Genomic DNA, 22,016 nt, shown 5'->3' on the forward strand with positions numbered 1-22,016 from the left:
AGATTTCTGAACGCCGCTTTGTGGAAGCAATCCCGGTCTCATCTGACCCACCGGGTAATCGATACGTTTGACGTCGCCAAGTGGCTGCGGCCCCGTTTAAATCAGTACAGTCTGGACGATCTGCTGGAAGTCTACCGGATTCCGGTTGAAGGAAGGCATACCGCCCTTGGAGATGCGCTTATGACCGCAAAACTCTGGGGAATGTTGTTGGAAGAATCGGTGGCAAGGGGCGTAACCACGGTTGGAGAACTTTATGAGCAGGTGGTACTGGCCAAACTGTAGGAATCATACCAAGCAGGCTGTACCCGGGAGCAGAGCGATTGCTTCCGGGTACAGCCAATTTGTTTTTGTAGGATCGCTTGCATTTTAGGTTAACATAACGTGCGCCCCTTTAAAATAAAAGATTATAAGGTTCTTATCCATTTTTGTATGGGATACATTTTTTAGATAGGGGTTTATGAGTCCCTTATTTACACGTATCTTCTAAACAGATTTGTGTGGTTTCCTCAATAAGGGCCTGAAAATCCCTTTTCCCAAAAAACTCACTCCTTCTCGAAACAATAAGGAATCCAAAATCTTTTATTTGTTTAACTGGAATAGGGTTCTCTACCTCAGTTGTCCTTTTTCATTGGGATCCCAGAAGTCGGGCTCCAGAATTCCTTAGTCAAGCTGTAGATCTTGTGATCTTCCCATTGCCCGTTGATTTTCAGGTAATATTTCGCCAATCCTTCATATTGAAAACCTTTCCAAGGTTCACCACCGCTTTCACTTGTCAAAGATTCTGAGAACTCTCCCAATCTCAGGGAAGATCTCGGCCGTTTCTCACTTTCCATGATGACTTGTCCATGATACCCTATCAGAGTAGCATGATTGGCAGTTCCACAAAGTGACGCGAAGTTTCGAAATCTATTCGGAGTGCTTTGTGGGGCCCCTATACAAATAATGGAGGTTTTACATTTTAAAATGCAAGCGGAAGTATTATCATCGGCGAAGATCAACAAGGACGCCATTCTCAAGGGCTTGAACCCGGAACAGAAGCAAGCGGTGGAGACCACGGAAGGGCCTCTGCTGATCCTTGCCGGGGCAGGCTCAGGCAAGACAAGCGTGATGACAAGAAGGATCGCTTACCTGATGGGACACGGGAAAGTTCAGCCCTGGAACATCCTGGCGATCACTTTTACCAATAAAGCGGCAAAAGAAATGAATGAGCGTGTGGAGAAACTGGTCGGGGAGTCGGCCGGAGACATCTGGATGAGCACCTTCCACTCCATGTGCGTCAAGATTTTGCGACGGGAAGCGGAGCGGCTCGGGTACGGTAGCAATTTCACCATTCTGGACAGTGATGACCAGATAGCGGCCATCAAGCAATGCATGCTGGATTTGAACTACGATATGAAGAAGTTCGAACCGAATGTCATTCATTGGAAGATTTCGGCGGCAAAGAATGAACTTCTGGGACCCGACGAATTCAAGAAGATGGCCGGCAAATCGCTGATGAACACGGTAACAGCCAACATATACCGGGAATACCAGCACAAGCTCAACAGCATAAACGCCCTGGATTTTGACGACCTGATCTTCAAGACGGTGCAGCTGTTTGAAGACCAGCCGGACGTCCTGGCCTCCTACCAAGACAAGTTTCGCTATATTCATGTGGATGAATACCAGGATACCAACCGGGCCCAGTACAGGCTGGTCAACCTGTTGGCGCAGAAATATCGCAATCTGTGTGTGGTCGGCGATTCCGACCAGGCCATTTACCGCTGGCGGGGAGCCGATATCTCCAACATCCTGAATTTTGAACGGGACTATCCCGAAGCCAAAGTGATCATGTTGGAGCAGAACTACCGGTCCACCAATACCATCCTGGATGCGGCCAATGCAGTCATCAAGAACAATTCCCAGCGGAAGGACAAGAACCTTTGGTCGGCCAAGGGCCAGGGAGAGCCTATTTCCCTTTATGCGGCTCTGGATCAGGCAGACGAGGCGGCTTATGTGGTCGCTAAAGTACAGGAGCATGTTGGAAACGGCGGACAGTTTCGGGACTGTACCGTCTTGTACCGCGCCAACGCCCAATCCAGGGCGGTTGAGGAAGTATTCCTGCAGGCGGCCATTCCCTACAAGATTATTGGCGGCATGACGTTCTATGACCGGCGGGAAATAAAGGATATAATGGCCTATCTGAAAGCTGTCTCCAATCCGGCGGATGAGATCTCGCTGCTTCGAATTGTGAATGTTCCAAAACGCAGCATCGGGGAAGGAACCATTAAGCGCTTGCTGGATTTTGCCCATGACAACGGATTGACGCTGCTGGAAGCAATGGGAAGGGCAGAAGAAGCGGACCTCGGAGCCAAGGCGACAAGTGACGTGAAGAAATTTCACTGGATGATGACAGAACTTCACTGGATGCAGGAAGGGCTGTCGGTCACCGAATTTCTGCAGGAGATGTTGAAGAAAACCGGATACCGGGAGATGTACGAAACCAGCCCGAAAGAAGAAGACAGGAACCGGTTGGAAAATATCGATGAACTTCTGACTGTTACCCGTGCGTTTGACAAGCGGCGGCGGGGCACATTGGCCGATTTTCTGGCAGAAACCTCCCTGTTGTCCGATACGGACAAAGAAACCGGGAAAAAAGACAATGCGGTACACATGATGACCATGCATGCTTCCAAAGGATTGGAATTTCCCGTTGTTTTTCTCATTGGTGCGGAAGAAACGATCTTTCCCCACAGCCGGTCCATGGATACGCCGGAAGGGATTGAGGAAGAACGAAACCTTTGTTACGTGGCCATCACCCGGGCACAGGAGAAACTGCATATCACCTATTGCACGGAGCGTATTTTGTTCGGACAACTGCAGATGAATGACCCGTCCCGCTTTCTGGCGGAACTGCCGGAGGAACTTGTAGAAAAATCGGGTTCCGGCTTCCAAGTGGTTCCCCGTTGGGAAGTGGGGCTCCGTGTACGTCATCCCCAGTGGGGCATCGGCGTGATTATGGACATGAGCGGAAAGGATGACGAGTTGGAACTGGAGATCACATTCCAGTCCAAACACGGAACGAAGAGGGTCAAACCGAAACTGACCAAACTCCGGGTGATTGAGAAGTAATCAAACGAAGAGCACTGCCTTGGAGCAGTGCTCTCGATCGTCTTATGTCTTGGGAGGATTCACAAGATTGTTCCCATCACTTTCGGACCGCGTGGAGACGTTCCATTTGCATCCGGTTCTTTTGTAATCCCGATATTATCAAAATCGGGTTTGGTGCTGTCCATAGCATAAATCAATACACCTTCACCTTTATCATTCACGCGGAATGTACCGGCATTTTGCCGTTGGCCGTTTTTCAGCAACCACACCTGATAAGCCTGCTCACCGCTTAAAGGGGATACATTTTGAACCTGTACCACCAGTTGGATACCATTGGCGGTTTCCGTAAGGTATGCGGTCCCCAAAGCTTTCGAAGTATCACCTGCCGCATAGAGCGGAAAGGATCGCTCCACTTTTGTTGTGGATGCGGGTTTGTTGTTGGGAGCGGTTTGCAATTGTGCTTGATATTCGCTGATTTGCCAAAAAGAGACCCCGAGGGCGACCGTTAAACCAGCTACCAAACCCATAACCAGTTTCCCATAGCGGTTTGCAACAAATGACCGCCAAGCGGAACCTCCGGAAGAGGGGGGCAGATACCCTTGAGATTCAGGCTTATTTTGGGTAAATGGGGCTTTAGCGGCAAAAGCGGTTCGCAGGGTGCGTTCTTTCAAATTGTCCGGCACCGGAACCGGTTCGGCTGTGTAAGGGAGAGCGTCCGTCACGAGCTGGAGTTCCGCGATTTCATGGCGGCAATCCTCACATTCGGGAAGATGAGCCTCAAATAACTCACGCTCCTGATCGGACAATTGACCAAACAGATAGGAAAGACATTGGGAGCAAGTATGATCTTGCAGGTTGTTCATTGTCTTTCCTCCTTCCATGCGCGCATTTGAATCCGCAATGTTTTTAACGCGGAATGCAATCGGCTTTTGACCGTACCCAGAGGGAGATTCAACATTTCGGCCACCTCGGATAGGGCATGCCCTTCCCAATATGTCAATTGAAGAATCGATTGTTGTTCCGGTTTGAGTGTGTTCAGGCACTTTTGAATGACAACGGCCAATTCCCGTTGTTCCAGACTCCCTGTATAATCAGGCAACTCATACAGCGCTTCGTATAACATCTGCGGAGGCATAACGGAAAATCGGTTTTTTCTGGCTCGTTTGCGGAGTGCATCAATTGAGAGATTTCGGGTTATCGTCAAAAGCCAGCTTGAAAACCGCCCTCGTTCCGAATGATACAACTCGGGTGCTACCCACACTTTGGTGAACACATCTTGCACAACTTCTTGTGCGAGAGACGGTTCTCTTGTAATTTGAAGCGCTAAAGAATACACAAGGGCAGCGTACCGATCATAGAGCGCTTCCAGTGCAGCTCCCTCTCCTTGCCGCAAGGAGTGCAAAAGTTCCGCTTCAGACATGGCAGACATGCGGGCGAAGACTCCTTTAAATCTAATAAACCAATACATAAATAGATACGATTGGTTTTTCGATTCGGTTTTTTAGAAAAATTATACCAAACATCGAACCGATTGTTTGGTTGTATCGTTATTTGAATGTACGGCAAATTACCAGATAAGGGGAGAGTTATGTGAAGAAAAAATGGTTGGCAGTACCCGTAACGCTGTTTGCACTGGCCGGATTGGCAGGTTGCGGCGGTGACAAGACTTCAACTCCGGTTCAAACACCGGCGCCCGCTTCCACACCCGGAAAACAGGAACAGCCCGCTGCAGCTCCGGAAACAAAGAAGCCTTCTTTTAAGGTAGAAGGCATTAAAGACGGGGACACTCTGAAGCCGGGAGACGTAAAAATCAAAGTTGCCCTGACAGATTTCAAACTGGTAGATTTTTCAACCAACAAAGAGCCGAAAGCCGGGGAAGGACATATTCATATCTGGCTGGATACGGATCCGAAAGATGCGAAAATCGCGCAAAAGGTTATTAAAGATGCCGACAACATCGTTCTTAAGGATGTAAAAGCGGGGGAACATACACTAGTAGTGAGCCTCAACGGCAACGACCATAAGCCTGTCGAGGGAACCGCACCGGTTACGATTAAGTTTACAGTGAAGTAAGAGAATCATTGCGTTTCAACACACGGACCTGATTCGGACCCCTGATTCAGCAGTTGTCTTTCGTTATACCCTGTGGTAAAATGTCTTTTGTTGATCAAGACGGTCCGCTGTCAAGCAAAAGGCTTTGACATGAACGTCTGCAGGGAAGGAGGAAACAGAATGAATCAGGAACTTCTTCGTCAGATTACGGACGAGCAACTCCGTAAAGATATTCCGAGCTTTCGTCCCGGGGACACCGTGAAAGTCCACGTGAAGGTAAAAGAAGGTAACCGTGAGCGGATTCAGGTGTTCGAAGGCGTTGTAATCAAGCGCCGCGGAACCGGCATCTCCGAAACCTTCACCGTTCGCAAGATTTCTTACGGGGTTGGCGTGGAACGCGCTTTCCCGATCCACTCGCCGAAAATCGAGAAAATCGAAGTGGCGCGCCGCGGCCGCGTTCGTCGTGCCAAACTGTACTACCTGCGCAATCTCACAGGTAAAGCGGCCCGCATTAAAGAAATTCGCTAACGACTTAGAGGGACTTGTGATATCAAGTCCCTTTTCCCGTCATAGGATAAGTTATCACATCCGGGCAGGAGGGGAACGAAATGTCTGATCGATCATCGAACGAGACTTGGGAATGGATCAAAGCACTTGGATTGGCAGTGGTTCTGGCGCTTGGCATACACCAGTTCGTCTTTGCCCAGTTCCTTGTTGACGGGGAATCGATGATGCCCACCATGGAACACCGGGAACGGCTGATTGTCAATAAGCTGATCTATCGCATACATAAACCGGAATATGGGGATATTATCGTATTCAAATATCCGGCTGACAAATCCAAGGATTTTATCAAACGGGTAATCGGTTTGCCGGGAGACACGGTGGAAGTCAAGGGCGGCAAGGTTTACCGGAACGGACAGGAATTGAAAGAGCCCTACCTGGGTGAACCCACCAACGGCACCTGGGGACCGGAAAAGGTACCTGAAGGAAAGATTTTTGTTATGGGAGACAATCGGAACAACTCGAAAGACAGCCGGGATCGGACTGTTGGATTTATTCCCTATGATCTGGTGGTCGGTCGGGCCGATCTGGTGTTCTGGCCCTTGAACAAATTTGAATTGTTCCCGTTTAAGTGATACAAAGGGTGAGCAGCATGGCCATACAATGGTTTCCCGGGCATATGGCAAAAGCCCGGAGGGAAGTAACGGAAAAGCTGAAACTGGTGGACGTGGTCTACGAATTGTTGGACGCCCGGATTCCGCTTTCCAGTCGAAACCCGATGATGAATGAAATTACGCAGCAAAAACCACGGGTTGTGCTTTTAAACAAAGCCGATTTGGCTGACCCGGAAATCACCAAAGAATGGGTGGCGTTTTTTGACAGTCAGGGAACTCCCGCTGTACCGATTGTTGCAACTGAAGGGTCGGGTTTTGCCAAAATTGAATCGGAGGCCAAACGGCTTGTGGCACCCAAACTGGAAGCGATGATGAAGAAAGGGATCCGTCCCCGGGCGATTCGAGCCATGATTCTCGGAATTCCAAATGTGGGCAAATCTTCCCTGATCAATCGCATGGCGAAGCGAAACATTGCAAAAACCGGCGACAAACCCGGCGTCACCAAGGCACAACAGTGGATCAAAGTCGGCAAGGAGTTCGAATTGCTCGACACTCCCGGAATCCTGTGGCCGAAGTTCGAAGACCCGGAAGTGGGGCTGCGGTTGGCCGCAACGGGGGCTATCAAGGATGAAGTGCTGGAAGCGGACAAACAGGAAATTTCCTATTTTCTGGTCAAATGGCTTCGTGAACAGTATCCGGGCGTGTTGGAAAACCGCTACAAGTTGGACATCCTTCCGGAGGAACCGTGGGATACGGTGCTGGAGATCGGGAAAAAGAGAGGACTGGTCCGAGCCGGCGGTGTGATTGATGAAGAAGGTGCAAGCAATCTGATCCTGCGCGAGTTTCGTGCAGGCATGTTGGGCAAGATCTCTCTTGAGCGACCATAAGCCAGCCGTAAGGCTGGTTTTTTTCGTTTCCTGGAGCCCCTCTTCATTGGCTCGCATTAGCGGCACAGGGTGCCGTAATTTCTTTCTCCAGAGTCTCTTGGCTCGCATTAGCGGCATAGAGTGCCGTTATATGTTTGGACTGGCTTATTTAGCGGCACTGAGTGCCGTTATATCTTTGGACTTGCTCAATTAGCGGCACTGAGTGCCGTTATATCTTTGGACTGGCTTATTTAGCGGCACTGAGTGCCGTTATAGCTTGGGACTTTCTCAATTAGCGGCATAGGGTGCCGTAATTTCTTTCAACTCTCTCAATCTGTTTTTGTCGAATCAGGCAGCAGGAAGTCAGGTCTCAGACGCCGAATTTGTAGAACACGGCAAAGGAGCGAATGAATGTGAAAGACCTGAAGATCAAATCGGTGCAGGAGATCAAAGATTGGTTGGACAGTCAAACAGAAGTGTCCGCTCGAATCCTGGGAGCCATGCGAAAAGATTCCCGGCAGGGGGTTCGCGCCATAGCCGAGTCTTACCTCAGAAAGCGCTCCAAGTTGCAGATGGAAGCCAAACGCATGGAGGAGCTTTGGACTTTCGAACGGTCTTTGGCCGCCCAGGGGTTTCAGACGATTGCAGGAGTTGATGAAGCAGGCCGCGGGCCTTTGGCGGGGCCGGTTGTGGCGGGCGCGTGTATCCTTCCGCTCGGCATTGAAATTCCTGGCTTGAACGATTCCAAGCAGCTGACACCCGGGCAAAGAGAGAGCCTGTTCCATCTGATTCGTGAGAAAGCGGTGGCATTCGGCATCGGAATTGTGGATGTGGATTACATCGATACATACAACATTCTTCAGGCTGCTTATGAGGCCATGAGACGAGCTATTAAGGCGATGGATACAATGCCGGATCACCTGCTTAACGATGCGGTGACGATACCTGGCGTATCCGTTCCCCAAATGCCGATTGTAAAAGGAGACGCCAAAAGCCATTCGATTGCGGCAGCTTCCATTCTGGCGAAAGTTACTCGTGACCGTTTAATGCAGGAATACGGACGGATCTATCCCGAGTATGGTTTCGAACGGCATATGGGGTATTCTACACCGGAGCACATCGATGCATTGCAAAGATATGGCCCCTGCCCCATTCACCGGCGATCCTTTGCACCGGTAGCCGAGGCGGGGAGGGGCCCCTTAAGGGGGGCTTGAAGTCATGAACATTTGGCCGTCTCTTCTGAAAGCCCTTGGGCAGACCGTACGTTCCGACACAGTTCTTAAAGGTTTGGATTTAAGAGCGGGCGAGCTGGTTCAGGCCACCCTGCTTGAGATGCTTGACGAGCATGCGGCGACACTGCAAATCAAGGGACATGTGGTGCAAGCACGTTTGGAAACCCAATTGCCAAAAGGAACAGTCGTCCCTCTACTTGTCGTTGGACCTATGGAAAACGGTCTTTTGGAATTAAAAATAAGTCCCTTTGCCGCAGAGATTTCCGGTGGGGAGTCGAACCCGTCGAATCCAAAGGGAACAGCGCTCGAACGGACTCAAAGTTTGCCTTTCGATCGTCTGTTGAAAAACCTTGACCTGCCGGATACCCCATTAACCAGACAAGTGGTCAGCCGCTTATTGACTGCAGGACAGTCAGTGACCTCCTCACTGGTTCAATCCATAGAGACATTGTACAAGCAGGTGGAGCAGGAAGCGAACGGGGATGCGGAGGCGGTCAACCAGCCTCGTCCCCAAACAGGATCCAGCATAATATCGCAGCAAAAAACGGCACCAGACAAAGGTACCCCCCCAGCCAACGATTCGCGGATGGTACAGGTTCTTGAAACGATCGTCCGGATGGCGGTCAAGAATCTTCCGTTGACTCCCAGTGCCTATAAAGCGGTGGATGCTCTTTGGAACGGGCCCTCCCTGGGAGAACTTCTGTCGGGCATGGAGACTGGGGATGGCGTGATGAATCTTTCGGTAAACGGCCGGGAGAATGCAAACAAATCCGGGCTGCTCTTAACGGGAAATATCACAGCCAGCGACACAGATACGCCGACAGAACCCCCGGCACACCCCCTGACACAACCCCTGGCAGGAAACCCGGCTGGGAAAGCTCCCGCCGCTTTGGACAATACACAGCTTTCAAGACCGGAGAGTCCTTCTGGCGCTAAAGCTGATTCTCCGCTTTCCTCAAAGCTGGAGAACCCGGTCCCCGTAAGATCCGGGGAACCTGTAGCGGTCAAAGGGGAAGCGGCGGTGAAAGGGAACCAGGAAACACCTAACCCCAAGACTCCGGTTGAAGCCGTTACCCTGAAATTAAATGAGTTGGCGGCACTTCCAACAAAAGACAGAGGGGCTGTATTGCAAGAGGCGGTGAATCGACTGGGCCTCCAGCACGAAGCCCAGATCGGCCAGTTGCAGAAGGCTGGCCCTGAAGCGGTATCATCAGATACTCTCAAGTCTTTCTTGCTGGCACAATTGCAAGCCCACCCGGAATCCCAATTGGCAGAGCGGGCGTTTCAGCATCTTGCCGGTCAACAATTGATGCATTCCGTCAGAGATGATACCGGGGTTTTTTATTACCACTACTTTTCGTTGCCGGTGCAATCGGGACAACAAACGGCCGATGCAAAAATTCATCTGCTTACCCGGAAGAAATCGGGGAAGCTGTTGGATCCCTATAACTGTTTCCTGTATTTTCACCTTACAATGCCCTCGCTTGGGGAATTTGGCCTGCATGTGCAGATTGTGGAGCGGCTTGTGTCTCTCCGATTTGTTCTTGCTGCGGATGATCAGTTTGAAGTGGGCGATCGGGACTTGTCCGTTTTGCGCGAGGGGCTGCAACAGGCGGGGTATCAGTTGGGGACTGTTCGCAAAGAGACAGGGAAGACGGATGCGGTTTCGCCCTTCGCTCATCTGCCGATGCTGGTATCGGCTGGGACTCTGGATCTGAAAGTATAGGTGATGACATGACCGGCAAAAAATCCAACAAAGCGGCTGCGCTTTCCTATAATCCCGCTGCCGACCAGGCTCCCCGGGTGGTAGCCAGCGGACAGGGGGAAGTGGGGCGGCGAATCATTGAACTTGCCAGGGAAAACGGGGTTCCCGTCTACGAAGATCCTGCCCTGGTCGAGACCCTGCTGGCGTTTGATGTCGGCAAAGAGATTCCGCCGGAACTGTACCAGGCGGTGGCGGAAATCCTCGTGTTCATTCAATACCTGGAACGAAAGTCGGATCGGCAGGCGGAGGTCCAGGGATGAAGGACCGCCGGGTGGAAAGAGGAAAGTGGGGCGAAGCCCTTGCACGCAAACATCTCGAGTCGCTTGGGTGGCAGATTGTAGCCATGAATTGGCGCTGCCGTAGTGGTGAAATCGATATCGTGGCACAAGACGGGTCATGTCTGGTGTTTGTCGAAGTTCGCACACGGTCGTCAACAAGGTTCGGATTCCCCGCCGAATCGGTCGATTGGCGCAAGCAGAGAAAGGTACGGCAAGTGGCAAGTGTTTTTTTGGCGTCGAATCGTGTTTGCACGTCCCGAACCCGTTTTGATATGATCAGCATACAGATGTATGAGAACGGACAAGATCCGGTGCTCGAACATATACAGAATGCTTTCTGAAATGCAGCAACTGGAATTTGAACAGGAGTGAACATGATGGTTTGGTATTGGGTAATTGGCATTCTTTCATTTCTATTGGGCGTTGTGGCCGGTTTCTATCTGGCGGTTCAATACATGAAGAAACAGATGGCCAACATGCAGATGTCGGAGGCCGAAATTCAGGCCATGGCAAGGAGCATGGGGCGGAATCTGAACAAGAAACAGCTTGCCCAGATCACACGGCAAATGAAAAACGTGAACGAGAAGAACAAGCAAAGTCTCTTCAAGAAGAAAAAATAAGCATTTCAATTTTCATACATAATTACAGCATGTCGGTGCTCTCGCCAGAGAGAGAATAGGGAAATCGGTGTGAATCCGATGCGGTCCCGCCACTGTAAAAGGGAGCTTCCGTTGTTTAGGGTCACTGCGAAAGCGGGAAGACCAACGGAAGTGATGAACTTGAGCCAGGAGACCTGCCGACACGCTGCCCACAGGCCTTCGAGGAAAGGGCGTGGCAGCAGGTACACAGCGTCCGTTATCGCTTATATGCCTTTCTGCCCCTGACTCGTTTGGAAGTCAGGGGTTTGTTGCGTTAGACAGAATATGAAAGGGGAGAAACAATATTGAACAAATGGTTTTCTATCGTAACAGCATTGATTCTTGCAACCGGTATCACAACCGGTTGCGGTACGAAAGAAACTGCTCAGCAACAGCCGACACCCAGCCAGGATAAAACCACCAGCGGGCAGCAAACGATCTATCCACTGACAATCAAAGATGCAACCGGAACAGAGGTTACCATCAAAGAAGAACCCAAACGGATCGTATCTCTAGTTCCCAGCGAAACGGAAATCCTGTTTGCTCTGGGATTGGGCGACAAAATTGTAGGAGTGGACAAATGGTCCGATTATCCTGCGGAAGCCAAGTCGAAACCCATAATCGGAGACTTGAAGACCGATACCGAAAAGGTAGTGGCACAAAAACCGGATCTGGTGGTGGGCGGGGCTTCTCTCAATACGGACGCCATACAGGCGCTGAGGAAGCTGGGCCTCACAGTATATGCCGTTGAACCGAAAACATTTGCAGAAGTGCAGCAGGCTATCAAGGATATCGGCAAAATCACGAACTCCGCGGCAAAGGCTGAAGAAATCGTCAAATACATGGATCAAAAGCTGGCGGATGTGAAAGGCAAGCTGAAAGGACTGTCCGAAGACAAGAAACCGCTTGTGTATGTGGAGGTTTATCCGGCTCCGGAGATCTTCACCGCAGGAAAGGGAACCTTCATGGATGAGCTGGTTACTCTGGCTGGAGGCAGGAACGCGTTTGCGGATACAAACGGTTGGGCAAAAATATCCGGAGAGCAAGTGGTAGCCAAGAAACCGCAGTTGATCATTTCTACTCATGGCGTGACCAATCAAGTACAGGCAGACATCCTGAAACGCGACGGGTGGGAGAGCATTCCGGCGGTGAAAGAGAAACGGATTGTGGCTGTTGACACCAACCTGGTCTCACGTCCGGGGCCGAGACTGGCGGAAGGATTGGAACAGTTCGCAAAAGCCATCCACCCCGATCTATTTAAGGAATGAAAAAATCAAAACTGGTTACAGGACTCATCCTGCTGTCCATATTATTGGTTCTAAGTGCGGGAGTCGGAATTTCCATCGGGAGTTCCCCAATCCCGCTTTCCCATTCCATTGGGTATTTGCTTCACCAGGTTCCGTTGCTCGATTCTTTCTTTGCCCCCACTTGGACGGATACCGAGGCAACGATCATCGCCAGGATCCGCTTGCCGCGCGTGCTTTTGGGAATTCTGGTGGGGGCCTCCCTTTCCCTGGCCGGTGCAGCATTTCAAGGGGTACTTAGAAATCCACTGGCAGACCCTTATATATTGGGTGTCTCGGCCGGGGCTTCTGTCGGGGCCGCCCTCACCATAACACTTGGAACTTCATTTGCCATGTGGAGCGGATACTCCATTCCCGTTGCTTCCTTCATGGGGGCCATGCTTTCCATCGCCGCCGTATTCTGGATTGGACGTTCGGAGCGCAGATTGAAGACGGAAACCCTGATCCTGGCAGGGGTTGTGGTGAACGCCTTTTTCGGGGCCATTTTGATATTCATTCAATCGATGGCTCCTGACAGCAAGTCGCAGCAAATCTTGCTCTGGTTAATGGGGAGTTTGGGACTTCGCAGTTGGGAACACGGGATGATAGTACTTCCATTCTTTGTGCTTGGTTTTGCCGTCATCTGGGCTTTCAGCAGGGAATTAAACACCCTCACAATGGGGGAAAAAGGGGCTGCCTCCCTGGGGGTACAAGTGGAACGGGCCAAGTGGGTCTTGCTGGTCAGCGGGTCCCTGTTGACGGCAGTCGCCGTATCTTCCGCCGGTATCATCGGATTCGTCGGACTTGTGATTCCCCACATCATAAGATTGTGGATTTCGTCCGATTACAGGCTGCTGATTCCTTTCTCCACACTGGCTGGAGGTACCTTTTTGGTTTTGTGTGATGCGGTTGCGAGATCCGTGATGCCCCCGCTGGAGCTGTCGATTGGAGTGGTCACTGCCGCCGTTGGGGCGCCTTTCTTTGCTTGGCAGTTGCAACGAAGCAGGAGGGGGATGTCATGATTCGTGTCGATCAGGTTTCTTTGGCGGTTCAGGGGAAGGCCATTCTGCAGGGGATCAGTTTTGCCCTGGAAAAGAGAAGCAGTCTCGGCATTATCGGCCCAAACGGCGCTGGCAAATCCACTCTTCTGCATGTAATGGGAGGGCATTTGTCGCCTGACAAGGGACGGGTATTGCTGAATGATGCAGACATTAAAACCTATAAAGCCAAGGAACTGGCAAGGAAGCTGGCCTTCATGCAACAAATCTCGCAAGTGGAGTCCCGGTTTACCGCATATGAAACCGTAATGTTGGCCCGGTATCCCTACCTGAGATGGTTTCAGACGGAAAGTGATCGAGACCATCAGATCTGTTTGCAGAGCATGGAACGAACGTGTACCGTGCATGTAAAGGAACGACAGATGGATGAAGTCAGCGGGGGGGAGCGCCAGCGGGTCCTGCTTGCACAAGTGTTGGCACAGGAACCGGAGTTGTTGCTGCTGGATGAGCCCACTACTTACCTGGATCTGTTTCACCAAATGGAACTTCTGAATATGCTCAAACAGGAACAGGGAAAGGGGCTTACTTGGGCCGCTGTGCTTCACGATCTGAACCTGGCAGCCCAATACTGTGATTATTTGCTTTTGTTGCAAGAGGGCAGGGTTGCGTTCTTTGGAACTCCCCATGAATTATTCCGGACCAACCGGCTTGAAGAAGTATTTCATGTTGGTGTACGTGTGGTGGAAGTGCCGGGGCTGTCGGTTCCACAGATTATCGTGACGCCAAAACGTGTCCCTTTGACTCCTCATTGAAGAGGGCTGTCCCGTTCAGGAGACAGCCCTCTCTTGTTAGTGCCGGAAAGGGTTATTTTCGCTTGCGGTTGGGAATGTCTTTCATGGTCCAGGATGTCACATCGATGCGATGTTCAACGAGAAGGGAGAAAAATTCCTGAACCAGATCCTGATAGCCGTTTTTCTCCAGCATGTCGCACAGGTCAAACAACAGCATCGGTTCGGTGTCCGACAGATCGATTTGGATAGATGGCAATTCGCGGCCATATACCGCATGGTACAAGTCAGGCACTCCGGTTTCAATCTTGATCGAGTCAAGATATACGTCTAGCCAAGCAAATGCTTTCAATACTTCTGGGAGATTCATGCCAGGTTGATGCTTCGCCATAAGAACGCCTCCTTCCCATGCTTAACCAACTATTCGTCAGGCAGGAGGGGATGTCCTGCACCCGGGTCGCCGCTTGAGATAGTTTGTTAGTAGAATATGCGACTGCGAGGCAATTAGCACGACGAAATCCGCCGCTTTCTGTCGAGAGATCTGTACTGAATGGCTTCCGCCACGTGGCTGCTGTCAATGATTTCCGCTTCTTCGAGATCCGCAATGGTTCTTGCCATCTTCAAAATCCGGTCGTGTGCGCGTACGGACAATGCCAATTTTTCAAAAGCGTCCCGCAGCATACCGGCAGCTTCCTTCGTGAGAGGACAGAATTTGCGGACTTCGTGTGCCGTCATTAGAGAATTGGTGGGTGTAGTTCGACGGGGGAACCGTTGCTGTTGGATTGAGCGGGCCTTTTGCACGCGTTTTAACACTTCGGAGGAGTTCTCAGCCGGTTCCATGCTGTGAATATCCGTGAACCGGATACGCGGAACTTCCACGTGCAGATCAATCCGGTCCAGCAGGGGCCCTGACAGACGGTTCCGGTACTTTTGGACCAGATAGGGCGTACAGGTGCATGATTCGCCCCCTGTCTCCCGATCTTGCCCAAAATACCCGCACGGACAAGGGTTCATCGCACCGACCAGCAAGAACCGGGAAGGATAGGTAAGCGAAGCATTGGCTCGGGCAATCGTGACTTTCCCCTCTTCCAGGGGTTGTCTCAGTACTTCCAGCGCAATTTTGTTGAATTCCGGCATCTCATCAAGAAACAGGACTCCGCAGTGGGCCAGTGATACTTCTCCCGGTTTTGGAATCGTTCCTCCGCCGATCAGGCCGGCGGCGGAAATGGAATGGTGAGGAGACCGGAAGGGAGGAACCGACAGGAGGGAAGCGGTTTCTTTAAACGACCCGGCGGTGCTGTGTATCATGGTTACTTCCAGAGACTCCTCATGCAGAAGCGGCGGCAGAATGGAAGGAAGCCTGCGTGCGAGCATGGTTTTGCCCGAGCCCGGAGGGCCAATAAGGACCAGGTTATGGTTGCCGGAAGCGGCAATTTCCAACGCACGTTTTGCGTGTTGCTGGCCTCTGACATCTGCCAGGTCGTCAAACAAATTGTTCCCCGCAGGTGAAGAAAGGGAGGGTTGTGATTCCGGCGGCAGCGAACCTTCCTTCAGATATTGGATCGCATGACGCAAGTGTCTGACGGGCACCGTCAGAATCCCTTCCACCAGTCTGGCCTCTTGCAGATTGCCTGCAGGTACAATTACTTCTGTGAACCCGGCACACCTGGCTGCCGCAGCCATGGGAAGAACGCCGTGAACGGGACGAACGCTGCCGTCCAGGGCCAACTCCCCAATGACAGCGATGGAACGAAGCTTGTCCCCATTCAGGATCCCATTGGCGCACAAGATTCCCAGAGCCAGACCAAGATCATATCCCGGGCCGTCCTTACGCAGGTCGGCAGGGGCGAGGTTGGCGGTGATCCGCCCCAGGGGAAACTCAAATCCGGAATTCCGGATGGCAGCTCTGACTCTTTCTTTCGCCTCCCTGACGGAGGAACTGGGCAAGCCCACAAGATCAAAGCAGGGAATTCCATTGGATATGTCAACTTCCACCAGAATGGGCTCCCCCTGGATTCCCAGCAGGGCAATGCCGTTTACTGATGCATACATGCAGCATTCAACTCCTGATCGATTTGGATTTGTGAGACTTAGGGAAACTATTGTCATAACGCATAAACAGGGAGGGGATAATGGAATCGCAAGATCGTGGAAAGCAGAAGACATGGATGGGCAGTGGTGAAAAACCTTGGAAAGGAAGGATTGAAATTGATTCGTGTGGAACTTGAGGGCAACCTGCTGGATGAATTGAGGGACGACTCTTATGTAAAATGGGGTTCGAGAGGGGAGAAGGCAACCAGCTGGTGGCTGCCATGAGTCGCGATGAATTCAGGACGGCAAGCACTTTGGGGAATTCACAACCGGTTGACACCGGACAACCGGATAAACATCTGCAACCGTTCCAGCAACTCCTGCTGCCAAACCTTATCATCCATATGTTTGGCAACATTCAGCAAGTCCAGGGTGGAATCTATCTGTTCCTGGACTACTCTTTGAGAGGTTCGAATCCGGATGTCCTCCGGATATCTCTCAAGGATGCCCAGAATCTTATCGTCCCCCGCGGCGTCTGCCAAACTGGCGGAACGGAGACCGTCAGTCGCACAATTGTGGGCAAACAAATGGTAGTCCAATTCAATCTCGGGAGCGATGAAGCTGTTTTGGCAGGTCGGGCAGTATAATACCGGAACATCCTGAATGAATACCGAATTCTCGGAATAAACGTCCTGCAGCCGGGCAACCATCGTCAAACCGCAACAATGATCCATCTTGCACCACCCTTGCTCTGTTTCCGTTATTATAGCACAAACCGGCCTGTCATTAATATTGTCAACAATCACTTTTCCGTCAATGGGGGCGGCCTGAATGACTTGATATTCCGCCGGGACCGGATGACAGACAGCCCAGAATTCATGGCTCATTCTCCTGGTTTGAAATGTATTCGAACAGACAATTCGGTATAATGAAAATACCCTATTTTCAACTGTTGAAAGGTGGATGACCAAATGTCTGACTACTTGTTGCGATGCAGTTTGTGTGGAGTTACATCAGAAGCTCAGGAGACTGATGCAACGCAAGTGCAAACCGCAAAGGAAAATCATGTCTACATTTGCCCGGCATGCCAGGCCAAAATCAAGTTCGAAAGCGACCAGAAATACAAATAATCCGTTTCCGTCCAAAAAAAGCATGAATCCGTTTTCTTTTTATATTTTTGTTCCGAATAATGTGTGCTATAGTATGTAAGTGGAAGAAGCTGGACACATAAAGTTCATTTTTTCACTTATCAATGGTAGGAGGCAGCGGGAGATGAATATCCATGAGTATCAAGGCAAAGCGGTCCTCAAGCAGTACGGAGTGACCGTTCCGCAAGGCGAAGTGGCTTTCTCTGTGGATGAAGCGGTTCGCATTGCCGAAAAACTTGGTGGCAGAGCTGTGGTCAAAGCGCAAATCCATGCGGGAGGCCGCGGCAAAGCAGGCGGTGTGAAAGTTGCAAAAAATCTGGATGAAGTTCGTACATACGCTGAGCAAATCCTGGGCATGACGCTGGTAACGCATCAGACCGGCCCGGAAGGAAAAGTCGTAAAAAGGCTCTTGATCGAGGAATTGTCCGATATCAAGAAAGAATACTATGTCGGTGTGGTTGTTGACCGTTCGACCGGCCGTGTCGTGATGATGGCATCGGAAGAAGGCGGCACGGAAATCGAAGAAGTGGCGGCCAAAACCCCTGAGAAGATCTTCAAGGAAGTGATTGACCCTGCCGTTGGATTGTTGACCTTCCAGGCACGCAGACTTGCTTTGGCCATCAACATCCCGCGCGAACTGGTTAACCAGGCTGTCAAGTTTATGATGGGCCTGTATCAGGCGTTTGTTGACAAAGATTGCTCCATTGCGGAAATCAATCCGCTGGTAGTTACAGGCGATGGCAAAGTCGTGGCTCTCGACGCCAAACTGAACTTTGACTCCAATGCCCTGTTCCGCCACAAGGATGTCCTCGAGTTGCGCGACTTGGATGAAGAAGATCCGAAAGAAATTGAAGCTTCCAAGTACGATCTTTCTTACATTGCTCTGGATGGGAACATCGGTTGCATGGTGAACGGCGCGGGGCTTGCCATGGCTACCATGGATACGATCAAATATTTTGGCGGGATGCCGGCCAACTTCCTTGATGTGGGCGGCGGCGCCACCACCGAGAAGGTCACGGCGGCATTCAAAATCATTCTGTCCGACCCGAATGTGAAGGGGATTCTGGTTAACATATTCGGCGGCATCATGAAATGTGACGTGATTGCCGAGGGCGTGATTGCGGCTGCGAAAGAAGTGGGATTGGACAAACCGTTGGTGGTTCGTCTGGAAGGCACCAACGTGGAACTTGGCAAGCGGAAGTTGAACGAGTCCGGTCTTGATATTGTCGCGGCTGACTCTCTCGCCGACGCTGCCGAAAAGATTGTCGGTCTCGTGAAATAATTCGGGTGCGGAGGGAAATCTGATGAGTATTCTGATTAACAAAGACACGAAAGTCATTACTCAAGGCATCACGGGTGCCACCGGTTTATTCCATACCAAGCAAGCAATCGAATACGGATCACAGATGGTTGGCGGGGTTACACCCGGCAAAGGCGGCACGGAAGTGGAAGGGATTCCCGTTTTTGACACGGTCGCTGAAGCCAAAGCAAAAACGGGAGCCAATGCATCCGTCATCTATGTTGCGCCTGCTTTCGCAGCGGATGCGATCATGGAAGCGGTTGACGCGGATCTGGATCTTGTCATTTGCATCACGGAAGGAATCCCGGTGCTTGACATGGTCAAGGTCAAGCGGTACATGGAAGGCAAACGGACCCGCCTGATCGGACCCAACTGCCCGGGTGTCATTACTCCCGGCGAATGCAAGATTGGCATCATGCCCGGGTATATTCACATGCCAGGACGTGTCGGGGTGGTATCCCGTTCCGGAACTTTGACTTATGAAGCGGTTCATCAACTGACAACCCGCGGGATCGGTCAGTCCACAGCGGTGGGGATTGGCGGGGACCCGGTCAAAGGCACGGAATTTATCGATGTGCTGGAAATGTTCAACAACGACCCGGATACGGATGCTGTCATCATGATCGGTGAGATCGGCGGTACGGCTGAAGAAGAAGCGGCTGAGTGGATCAAAGCGAACATGAAAAAACCTGTTGCAGGATTCATCGCGGGCGCAACCGCACCTCCCGGCAAGCGTATGGGGCACGCGGGTGCCATCATTTCCGGCGGCAAGGGAACAGCGGCGGAAAAAATCGCGGTTATGAAGGAATGCGGAATTCGCGTAGCCCCGACTCCTTCCGAAATGGGTTCCACATTGGTCGAACTGTTGAAAGAGAAAGGCATGCTCGAACAGGTCATCACGAAGAAGTAACAGCACGTTTACGGGAGGCTGCCAGGCCTCCCTTTTTTCTGTCCAGCCCATCCCCCTTCCCCTAAACAATTCCCCCAGCCAAGCACAAACTCGCAGGGATTTCACGGGCCCAATTTTATCGAAAATAAGATTTCAGGAGGTTTCCATGCGTTCAGAATGTGATTATGTCCAATGGTTAATGAATGTTCCCGGGGTTGGGTATCTCCGGTGCCAGAAACTGCTTGAGAGCTATGGAAGCGCCGAAGCTGTATGGGAGGCTTCGGAGTCCGACCTGAAGGAACGTGCGGTTGTTGAAAATAAAATCGTTCAGAAAATTGTCAGTTCCAGACCCACTTATTCTTTCCTGGAACAGGAGAACTTTCTGAAGCGCCACGGAATCCGCGTCATTCACATCAGCGACCCCGATTATCCTTTCTTGTTGCAGCAGATTTACGATCCTCCCCATATTCTTTATGTAAAAGGCGAGTTTCCCCCTCCTGACGAGAGCCGTACAATGGCGGTTGTCGGTTCCCGCAATCCCACCAATTATGGCATAATGATTGCAAACAAGCTTGCCAGCCAATTGGCTGAACAGCACATAACGATTGTCTCCGGAATGGCCAGGGGCATAGATATGATTGCTCACGAGGCGGCCTTGCAGACGGGTACGAAGACCATTGCCGTACTGGCAGGCGGAATTCTGAAAGCGTACCCTGCCTATAACCATTCCCTTGCTGAGCGCATCAGCCGGCAGGGAGCCCTGATATCCGAATTTCATCCCCTTGCGACCGCCCACCCCGGTATGTTCCCGATCCGCAACCGCATAATTTCCGGGATTTCTCGCGGAGTGTTGGTTGTGGAAGCAGCCCGCAGAAGCGGGTCCCTGATCACGGCAAATCATGGATTGGAGCAGAATCGGGAAGTGTTTTCGGTGCCTGGACCCATTACATCCCCTTTAAGCCTGGGAACGAATGATTTGATACGGCAAGGAGCAAGACTTATAACAGGGATTGATGACATATGGGAGGAATTTCCGGATTGGAAAACGAATACATGCCATATAAGGACAACCCCGCCGGAACAATTGACCCTCGAAGAGCGGCTTGTGCTGGAATCGATCGGGTATGGCGCTGCCCATCTGGATCAATTGCTTCGCGTAAGCCAGATATCCAAGGGGGAACTCCACCGGCTTCTGATCGAAATGGAGATTAAAGGCTACATCAAACAAATGCCCGGTCAACTTTACATGAGGGCCTTTGTTTGACAATGAACAAGCCAGCGGTTTAGTATAAGAACCATGGCAAATAACGGAATCCTTATACATAGACATAACAAAACATCAAATAAAGGAGGGGACATATGGCCGACTATCTGGTCATTGTAGAGTCTCCCGCCAAGGCGAAAACAATCGGGAAATATCTCGGAAAAAAATATATCGTCAAGGCATCCATGGGACACGTACGCGATTTGCCAAAAAGTCAGCTTGGGGTGGACATCCAGCATTCCTTCTCTCCGAAGTATATAACCATCCGGGGGAAGGGCGATGTGTTAAAGGAACTGAAAGATCAGAGCAAGAAAGTGAAAGCGATCTATCTGGCAGCCGACCCTGACCGGGAAGGGGAAGCGATCGCCTGGCACTTGGCCAACGTGCTGGAGATTGACCCGAAACAGGCCTGCCGTGTGGTTTTCAACGAGATTACCAAAGACGCTATCAAGGAGTCCTTCAAACACCCTCGACAAATCAACATGGATTTGGTGAACGCCCAACAAGCGAGACGAATCCTTGATCGTCTTGTGGGTTACCAGATATCGCCCCTGCTTTGGAAGAAAGTGAAAAAGGGGTTGTCTGCCGGTCGGGTGCAATCGGTTGCCGTTCGCCTGATTGTGGACCGCGAAAACGAGATTCGCAATTTCAAGCCGGAGGAATATTGGACGGTAACTGCTCTTTTTCAGGTGGACAAACAAAAATTCGAAGCCAAATTCCACGGATATCAAAAGGGAAAATCGATCGAGAAGACGGAACTTCCCAACGAACAGGCAGTTCAACAATTGCTGGCGCATGTTCGGGATGCTGAATACAAAATCGCAGAAGTCAAGAAGAGTGAGCGGAAGCGCAATCCCGCTCCCCCGTTTATCACGAGCACTTTGCAGCAGGAAGCGGCTCGGAAGCTTAATTTCCGGGCGGGCAAGACCATGTCCATTGCCCAGCAATTGTATGAAGGAATTGATATTGGCTCAGAGGGCACGGTCGGATTGATTACTTACATGCGAACCGATTCCACCCGCATATCTCCTGCAGCACAGGCAGAGGCCAAAGATTTCATCATTCGCCAGTACGGAGACAGGTATTACCCGGCCTCTGTCCGCCAATATACCGCAAAAGAAGGAGCACAGGATGCCCACGAAGCGATTCGCCCCACATCGGTGAACCTTCACCCGGACAAGTTGAAGGAGCATCTGACCCGCGATCAGCTGCGCTTGTACCGGCTCATCTGGGAACGTTTCGTTGCATCGCAGATGGCTCCGGCCGTGTTGGACAC

Annotated in this window: 25 protein-coding genes and 1 riboswitch; of the genes, 20 read left to right on the forward strand and 5 right to left on the reverse strand. The window is 51.2% G+C overall.

What is annotated here, in order from left to right:
• Together EFBL_RS16370 and pcrA are read left to right on the forward strand one after the other, a co-directional pair.
• On the forward strand, positions 1–282 hold a 282-nt coding region (locus EFBL_RS16370; protein WP_269432711.1), incomplete at its 5' end, for an exonuclease domain-containing protein.
• A gap of 681 nt (positions 283–963) precedes the next feature.
• Complete coding sequence (pcrA, locus tag EFBL_RS16380; RefSeq protein WP_096183190.1) at positions 964–3,111, forward strand: DNA helicase PcrA; 2,148 nt, start codon at positions 964–966, stop codon at positions 3,109–3,111.
• A gap of 59 nt (positions 3,112–3,170) precedes the next feature.
• Here the strand turns inward: pcrA and EFBL_RS16385 are convergent, their stop codons facing one another.
• A complete protein-coding gene (locus EFBL_RS16385; RefSeq protein WP_165912476.1) occupies positions 3,171–3,953 on the reverse strand; it encodes an anti-sigma factor in 783 nt (260 codons plus the stop codon).
• Positions 3,950–4,519, reverse strand: a complete 570-nt coding sequence (locus EFBL_RS16390; protein WP_165912467.1) for an RNA polymerase sigma factor — start codon at positions 4,517–4,519, stop codon at positions 3,950–3,952. Before EFBL_RS16390 ends, EFBL_RS16385 begins: the two co-directional genes overlap by 4 nt.
• A gap of 161 nt (positions 4,520–4,680) precedes the next feature.
• On the opposite strand from EFBL_RS16390, the gene EFBL_RS16395 reads away from it, so the two are divergent.
• The 12 genes from EFBL_RS16395 (at position 4,681) to EFBL_RS16450 (ending at position 14,132) form a co-directional block, all read left to right on the forward strand.
• On the forward strand, positions 4,681–5,163 hold the full coding sequence (locus EFBL_RS16395; protein ID WP_096183196.1) for a hypothetical protein: 483 nt from the start codon (positions 4,681–4,683) through the stop codon (positions 5,161–5,163).
• Between the two features lie 159 nt (positions 5,164–5,322).
• The gene (rplS, locus tag EFBL_RS16400) at positions 5,323–5,670 is read left to right on the forward strand and encodes a 50S ribosomal protein L19 (RefSeq protein ID WP_096183198.1); all 348 of its coding nucleotides are present in this window, start codon (positions 5,323–5,325) and stop codon (positions 5,668–5,670) included.
• Between the two features lie 80 nt (positions 5,671–5,750).
• Complete coding sequence (gene lepB, locus EFBL_RS16405) at positions 5,751–6,281, forward strand: signal peptidase I (protein ID WP_096183200.1); 531 nt, start codon at positions 5,751–5,753, stop codon at positions 6,279–6,281.
• Positions 6,282–6,298: 17 nt separating this feature from the next.
• Entirely contained in the window at positions 6,299–7,147 is an 849-nt protein-coding gene (gene ylqF, locus EFBL_RS16410) for a ribosome biogenesis GTPase YlqF (protein WP_096183202.1), read from the forward strand.
• Between the two features lie 392 nt (positions 7,148–7,539).
• Positions 7,540–8,340, forward strand: a complete 801-nt coding sequence (gene rnhB / locus EFBL_RS16415; RefSeq protein WP_096183204.1) for a ribonuclease HII — start codon at positions 7,540–7,542, stop codon at positions 8,338–8,340.
• 4 nt (positions 8,341–8,344) lie between these two features.
• Positions 8,345–10,084, forward strand: a complete 1,740-nt coding sequence (locus EFBL_RS16420) for a TP0910 N-terminal domain-containing protein (protein WP_096183206.1) — start codon at positions 8,345–8,347, stop codon at positions 10,082–10,084.
• Between the two features lie 8 nt (positions 10,085–10,092).
• On the forward strand, positions 10,093–10,383 hold the full coding sequence (locus EFBL_RS16425) for an EscU/YscU/HrcU family type III secretion system export apparatus switch protein (protein WP_096183208.1): 291 nt from the start codon (positions 10,093–10,095) through the stop codon (positions 10,381–10,383).
• Positions 10,380–10,742: a YraN family protein gene (locus tag EFBL_RS16430; RefSeq protein WP_096183210.1), complete on the forward strand. Its 363-nt coding sequence runs from the start codon at positions 10,380–10,382 to the stop codon at positions 10,740–10,742. The genes EFBL_RS16425 and EFBL_RS16430 overlap by 4 nt, the downstream gene beginning before the upstream one ends.
• A 33-nt stretch (positions 10,743–10,775) precedes the next feature.
• Positions 10,776–11,021, forward strand: a complete 246-nt coding sequence (locus EFBL_RS16435; RefSeq protein ID WP_231705840.1) for a YneF family protein — start codon at positions 10,776–10,778, stop codon at positions 11,019–11,021.
• Positions 11,022–11,037: 16 nt separating this feature from the next.
• Positions 11,038–11,216: riboswitch (cobalamin riboswitch) on the forward strand.
• A gap of 128 nt (positions 11,217–11,344) precedes the next feature.
• The gene (locus EFBL_RS16440; protein ID WP_165912465.1) at positions 11,345–12,307 is read left to right on the forward strand and encodes an ABC transporter substrate-binding protein; all 963 of its coding nucleotides are present in this window, start codon (positions 11,345–11,347) and stop codon (positions 12,305–12,307) included.
• On the forward strand, positions 12,304–13,344 hold the full coding sequence (locus tag EFBL_RS16445; RefSeq protein WP_096183216.1) for a FecCD family ABC transporter permease: 1,041 nt from the start codon (positions 12,304–12,306) through the stop codon (positions 13,342–13,344). Before EFBL_RS16440 ends, EFBL_RS16445 begins: the two co-directional genes overlap by 4 nt.
• Positions 13,341–14,132, forward strand: a complete 792-nt coding sequence (locus EFBL_RS16450; RefSeq protein ID WP_096183218.1) for an ABC transporter ATP-binding protein — start codon at positions 13,341–13,343, stop codon at positions 14,130–14,132. Before EFBL_RS16445 ends, EFBL_RS16450 begins: the two co-directional genes overlap by 4 nt.
• A 52-nt stretch (positions 14,133–14,184) precedes the next feature.
• Here EFBL_RS16450 and EFBL_RS16455 read toward each other — a convergent pair whose 3' ends face one another.
• Together EFBL_RS16455 and EFBL_RS16460 are read right to left on the reverse strand one after the other, a co-directional pair.
• On the reverse strand, positions 14,185–14,499 hold the full coding sequence (locus EFBL_RS16455; RefSeq protein ID WP_096183220.1) for a hypothetical protein: 315 nt from the start codon (positions 14,497–14,499) through the stop codon (positions 14,185–14,187).
• Between the two features lie 113 nt (positions 14,500–14,612).
• Positions 14,613–16,160 (reverse strand): YifB family Mg chelatase-like AAA ATPase, encoded by a 1,548-nt coding sequence (locus EFBL_RS16460; RefSeq protein WP_096183222.1) that lies wholly within the window; start codon positions 16,158–16,160, stop codon positions 14,613–14,615.
• A gap of 126 nt (positions 16,161–16,286) precedes the next feature.
• Between EFBL_RS16460 and EFBL_RS20705 the strand changes: the two genes are divergently transcribed.
• On the forward strand, positions 16,287–16,424 hold the full coding sequence (locus EFBL_RS20705) for a hypothetical protein (protein ID WP_165912464.1): 138 nt from the start codon (positions 16,287–16,289) through the stop codon (positions 16,422–16,424).
• 38 nt (positions 16,425–16,462) lie between these two features.
• Here the strand turns inward: EFBL_RS20705 and EFBL_RS16465 are convergent, their stop codons facing one another.
• Positions 16,463–17,026, reverse strand: coding sequence for a hypothetical protein (locus tag EFBL_RS16465; RefSeq protein ID WP_231705841.1), 564 nt, complete (start codon positions 17,024–17,026; stop codon positions 16,463–16,465).
• 84 nt (positions 17,027–17,110) lie between these two features.
• Here EFBL_RS16465 and EFBL_RS20980 point away from each other — a divergent pair, with 84 nt between their 5' ends.
• The 5 genes from EFBL_RS20980 to topA all read left to right on the forward strand — a co-directional run.
• On the forward strand, positions 17,111–17,269 hold the full coding sequence (locus EFBL_RS20980; protein WP_096183224.1) for a DUF2197 domain-containing protein: 159 nt from the start codon (positions 17,111–17,113) through the stop codon (positions 17,267–17,269).
• 142 nt (positions 17,270–17,411) lie between these two features.
• A complete protein-coding gene (sucC, locus tag EFBL_RS16475; protein WP_096183226.1) occupies positions 17,412–18,569 on the forward strand; it encodes an ADP-forming succinate--CoA ligase subunit beta in 1,158 nt (385 codons plus the stop codon).
• A gap of 22 nt (positions 18,570–18,591) precedes the next feature.
• Positions 18,592–19,497 (forward strand): succinate--CoA ligase subunit alpha, encoded by a 906-nt coding sequence (sucD, locus tag EFBL_RS16480; RefSeq protein ID WP_096183228.1) that lies wholly within the window; start codon positions 18,592–18,594, stop codon positions 19,495–19,497.
• Positions 19,498–19,642: 145 nt separating this feature from the next.
• Positions 19,643–20,740, forward strand: coding sequence for a DNA-processing protein DprA (dprA, locus tag EFBL_RS16485; RefSeq protein WP_096183230.1), 1,098 nt, complete (start codon positions 19,643–19,645; stop codon positions 20,738–20,740).
• A 95-nt stretch (positions 20,741–20,835) separates the two neighbouring features.
• Positions 20,836–22,016 (forward strand): type I DNA topoisomerase (gene topA / locus EFBL_RS21460; protein ID WP_231705842.1); only part of this gene is annotated, 1,181 nt, incomplete at its 3' end.

Source organism: Effusibacillus lacus, from assembly GCF_002335525.1.
GTDB classification, from domain to species: domain Bacteria; phylum Bacillota; class Bacilli; order Tumebacillales; family Effusibacillaceae; genus Effusibacillus; species Effusibacillus lacus.

Excerpts from the sequence above, each read along its gene's own strand:
- rplS (WP_096183198.1), top strand. The coding sequence starts at position 5,323 with ATGAATCAGGAACTTCTTCGTCAGATTACGGACGAGCAACTCCGTAAA.
- EFBL_RS16425 (WP_096183208.1), top strand. The coding sequence starts at position 10,093 with ATGACCGGCAAAAAATCCAACAAAGCGGCTGCGCTTTCCTATAATCCC.
- sucD (WP_096183228.1), top strand. The coding sequence starts at position 18,592 with ATGAGTATTCTGATTAACAAAGACACGAAAGTCATTACTCAAGGCATC.
- EFBL_RS16385 (WP_165912476.1), bottom strand. The coding sequence starts at position 3,953 with ATGAACAACCTGCAAGATCATACTTGCTCCCAATGTCTTTCCTATCTG.
- EFBL_RS16430 (WP_096183210.1), top strand. The coding sequence starts at position 10,380 with ATGAAGGACCGCCGGGTGGAAAGAGGAAAGTGGGGCGAAGCCCTTGCA.
- EFBL_RS16435 (WP_231705840.1), top strand. The coding sequence starts at position 10,776 with ATGATGGTTTGGTATTGGGTAATTGGCATTCTTTCATTTCTATTGGGC.
- lepB (WP_096183200.1), top strand. The coding sequence starts at position 5,751 with ATGTCTGATCGATCATCGAACGAGACTTGGGAATGGATCAAAGCACTT.
- pcrA (WP_096183190.1), top strand. The coding sequence starts at position 964 with ATGCAAGCGGAAGTATTATCATCGGCGAAGATCAACAAGGACGCCATT.
- ylqF (WP_096183202.1), top strand. The coding sequence starts at position 6,299 with ATGGCCATACAATGGTTTCCCGGGCATATGGCAAAAGCCCGGAGGGAA.
- EFBL_RS16390 (WP_165912467.1), bottom strand. The coding sequence starts at position 4,519 with ATGTCTGCCATGTCTGAAGCGGAACTTTTGCACTCCTTGCGGCAAGGA.
- EFBL_RS16465 (WP_231705841.1), bottom strand. The coding sequence starts at position 17,026 with ATGAGCCATGAATTCTGGGCTGTCTGTCATCCGGTCCCGGCGGAATAT.
- dprA (WP_096183230.1), top strand. The coding sequence starts at position 19,643 with ATGCGTTCAGAATGTGATTATGTCCAATGGTTAATGAATGTTCCCGGG.
- EFBL_RS16460 (WP_096183222.1), bottom strand. The coding sequence starts at position 16,160 with ATGTATGCATCAGTAAACGGCATTGCCCTGCTGGGAATCCAGGGGGAG.
- EFBL_RS16445 (WP_096183216.1), top strand. The coding sequence starts at position 12,304 with ATGAAAAAATCAAAACTGGTTACAGGACTCATCCTGCTGTCCATATTA.
- EFBL_RS20980 (WP_096183224.1), top strand. The coding sequence starts at position 17,111 with ATGTCTGACTACTTGTTGCGATGCAGTTTGTGTGGAGTTACATCAGAA.
- EFBL_RS16450 (WP_096183218.1), top strand. The coding sequence starts at position 13,341 with ATGATTCGTGTCGATCAGGTTTCTTTGGCGGTTCAGGGGAAGGCCATT.
- EFBL_RS16420 (WP_096183206.1), top strand. The coding sequence starts at position 8,345 with ATGAACATTTGGCCGTCTCTTCTGAAAGCCCTTGGGCAGACCGTACGT.
- EFBL_RS16455 (WP_096183220.1), bottom strand. The coding sequence starts at position 14,499 with ATGGCGAAGCATCAACCTGGCATGAATCTCCCAGAAGTATTGAAAGCA.
- sucC (WP_096183226.1), top strand. The coding sequence starts at position 17,412 with ATGAATATCCATGAGTATCAAGGCAAAGCGGTCCTCAAGCAGTACGGA.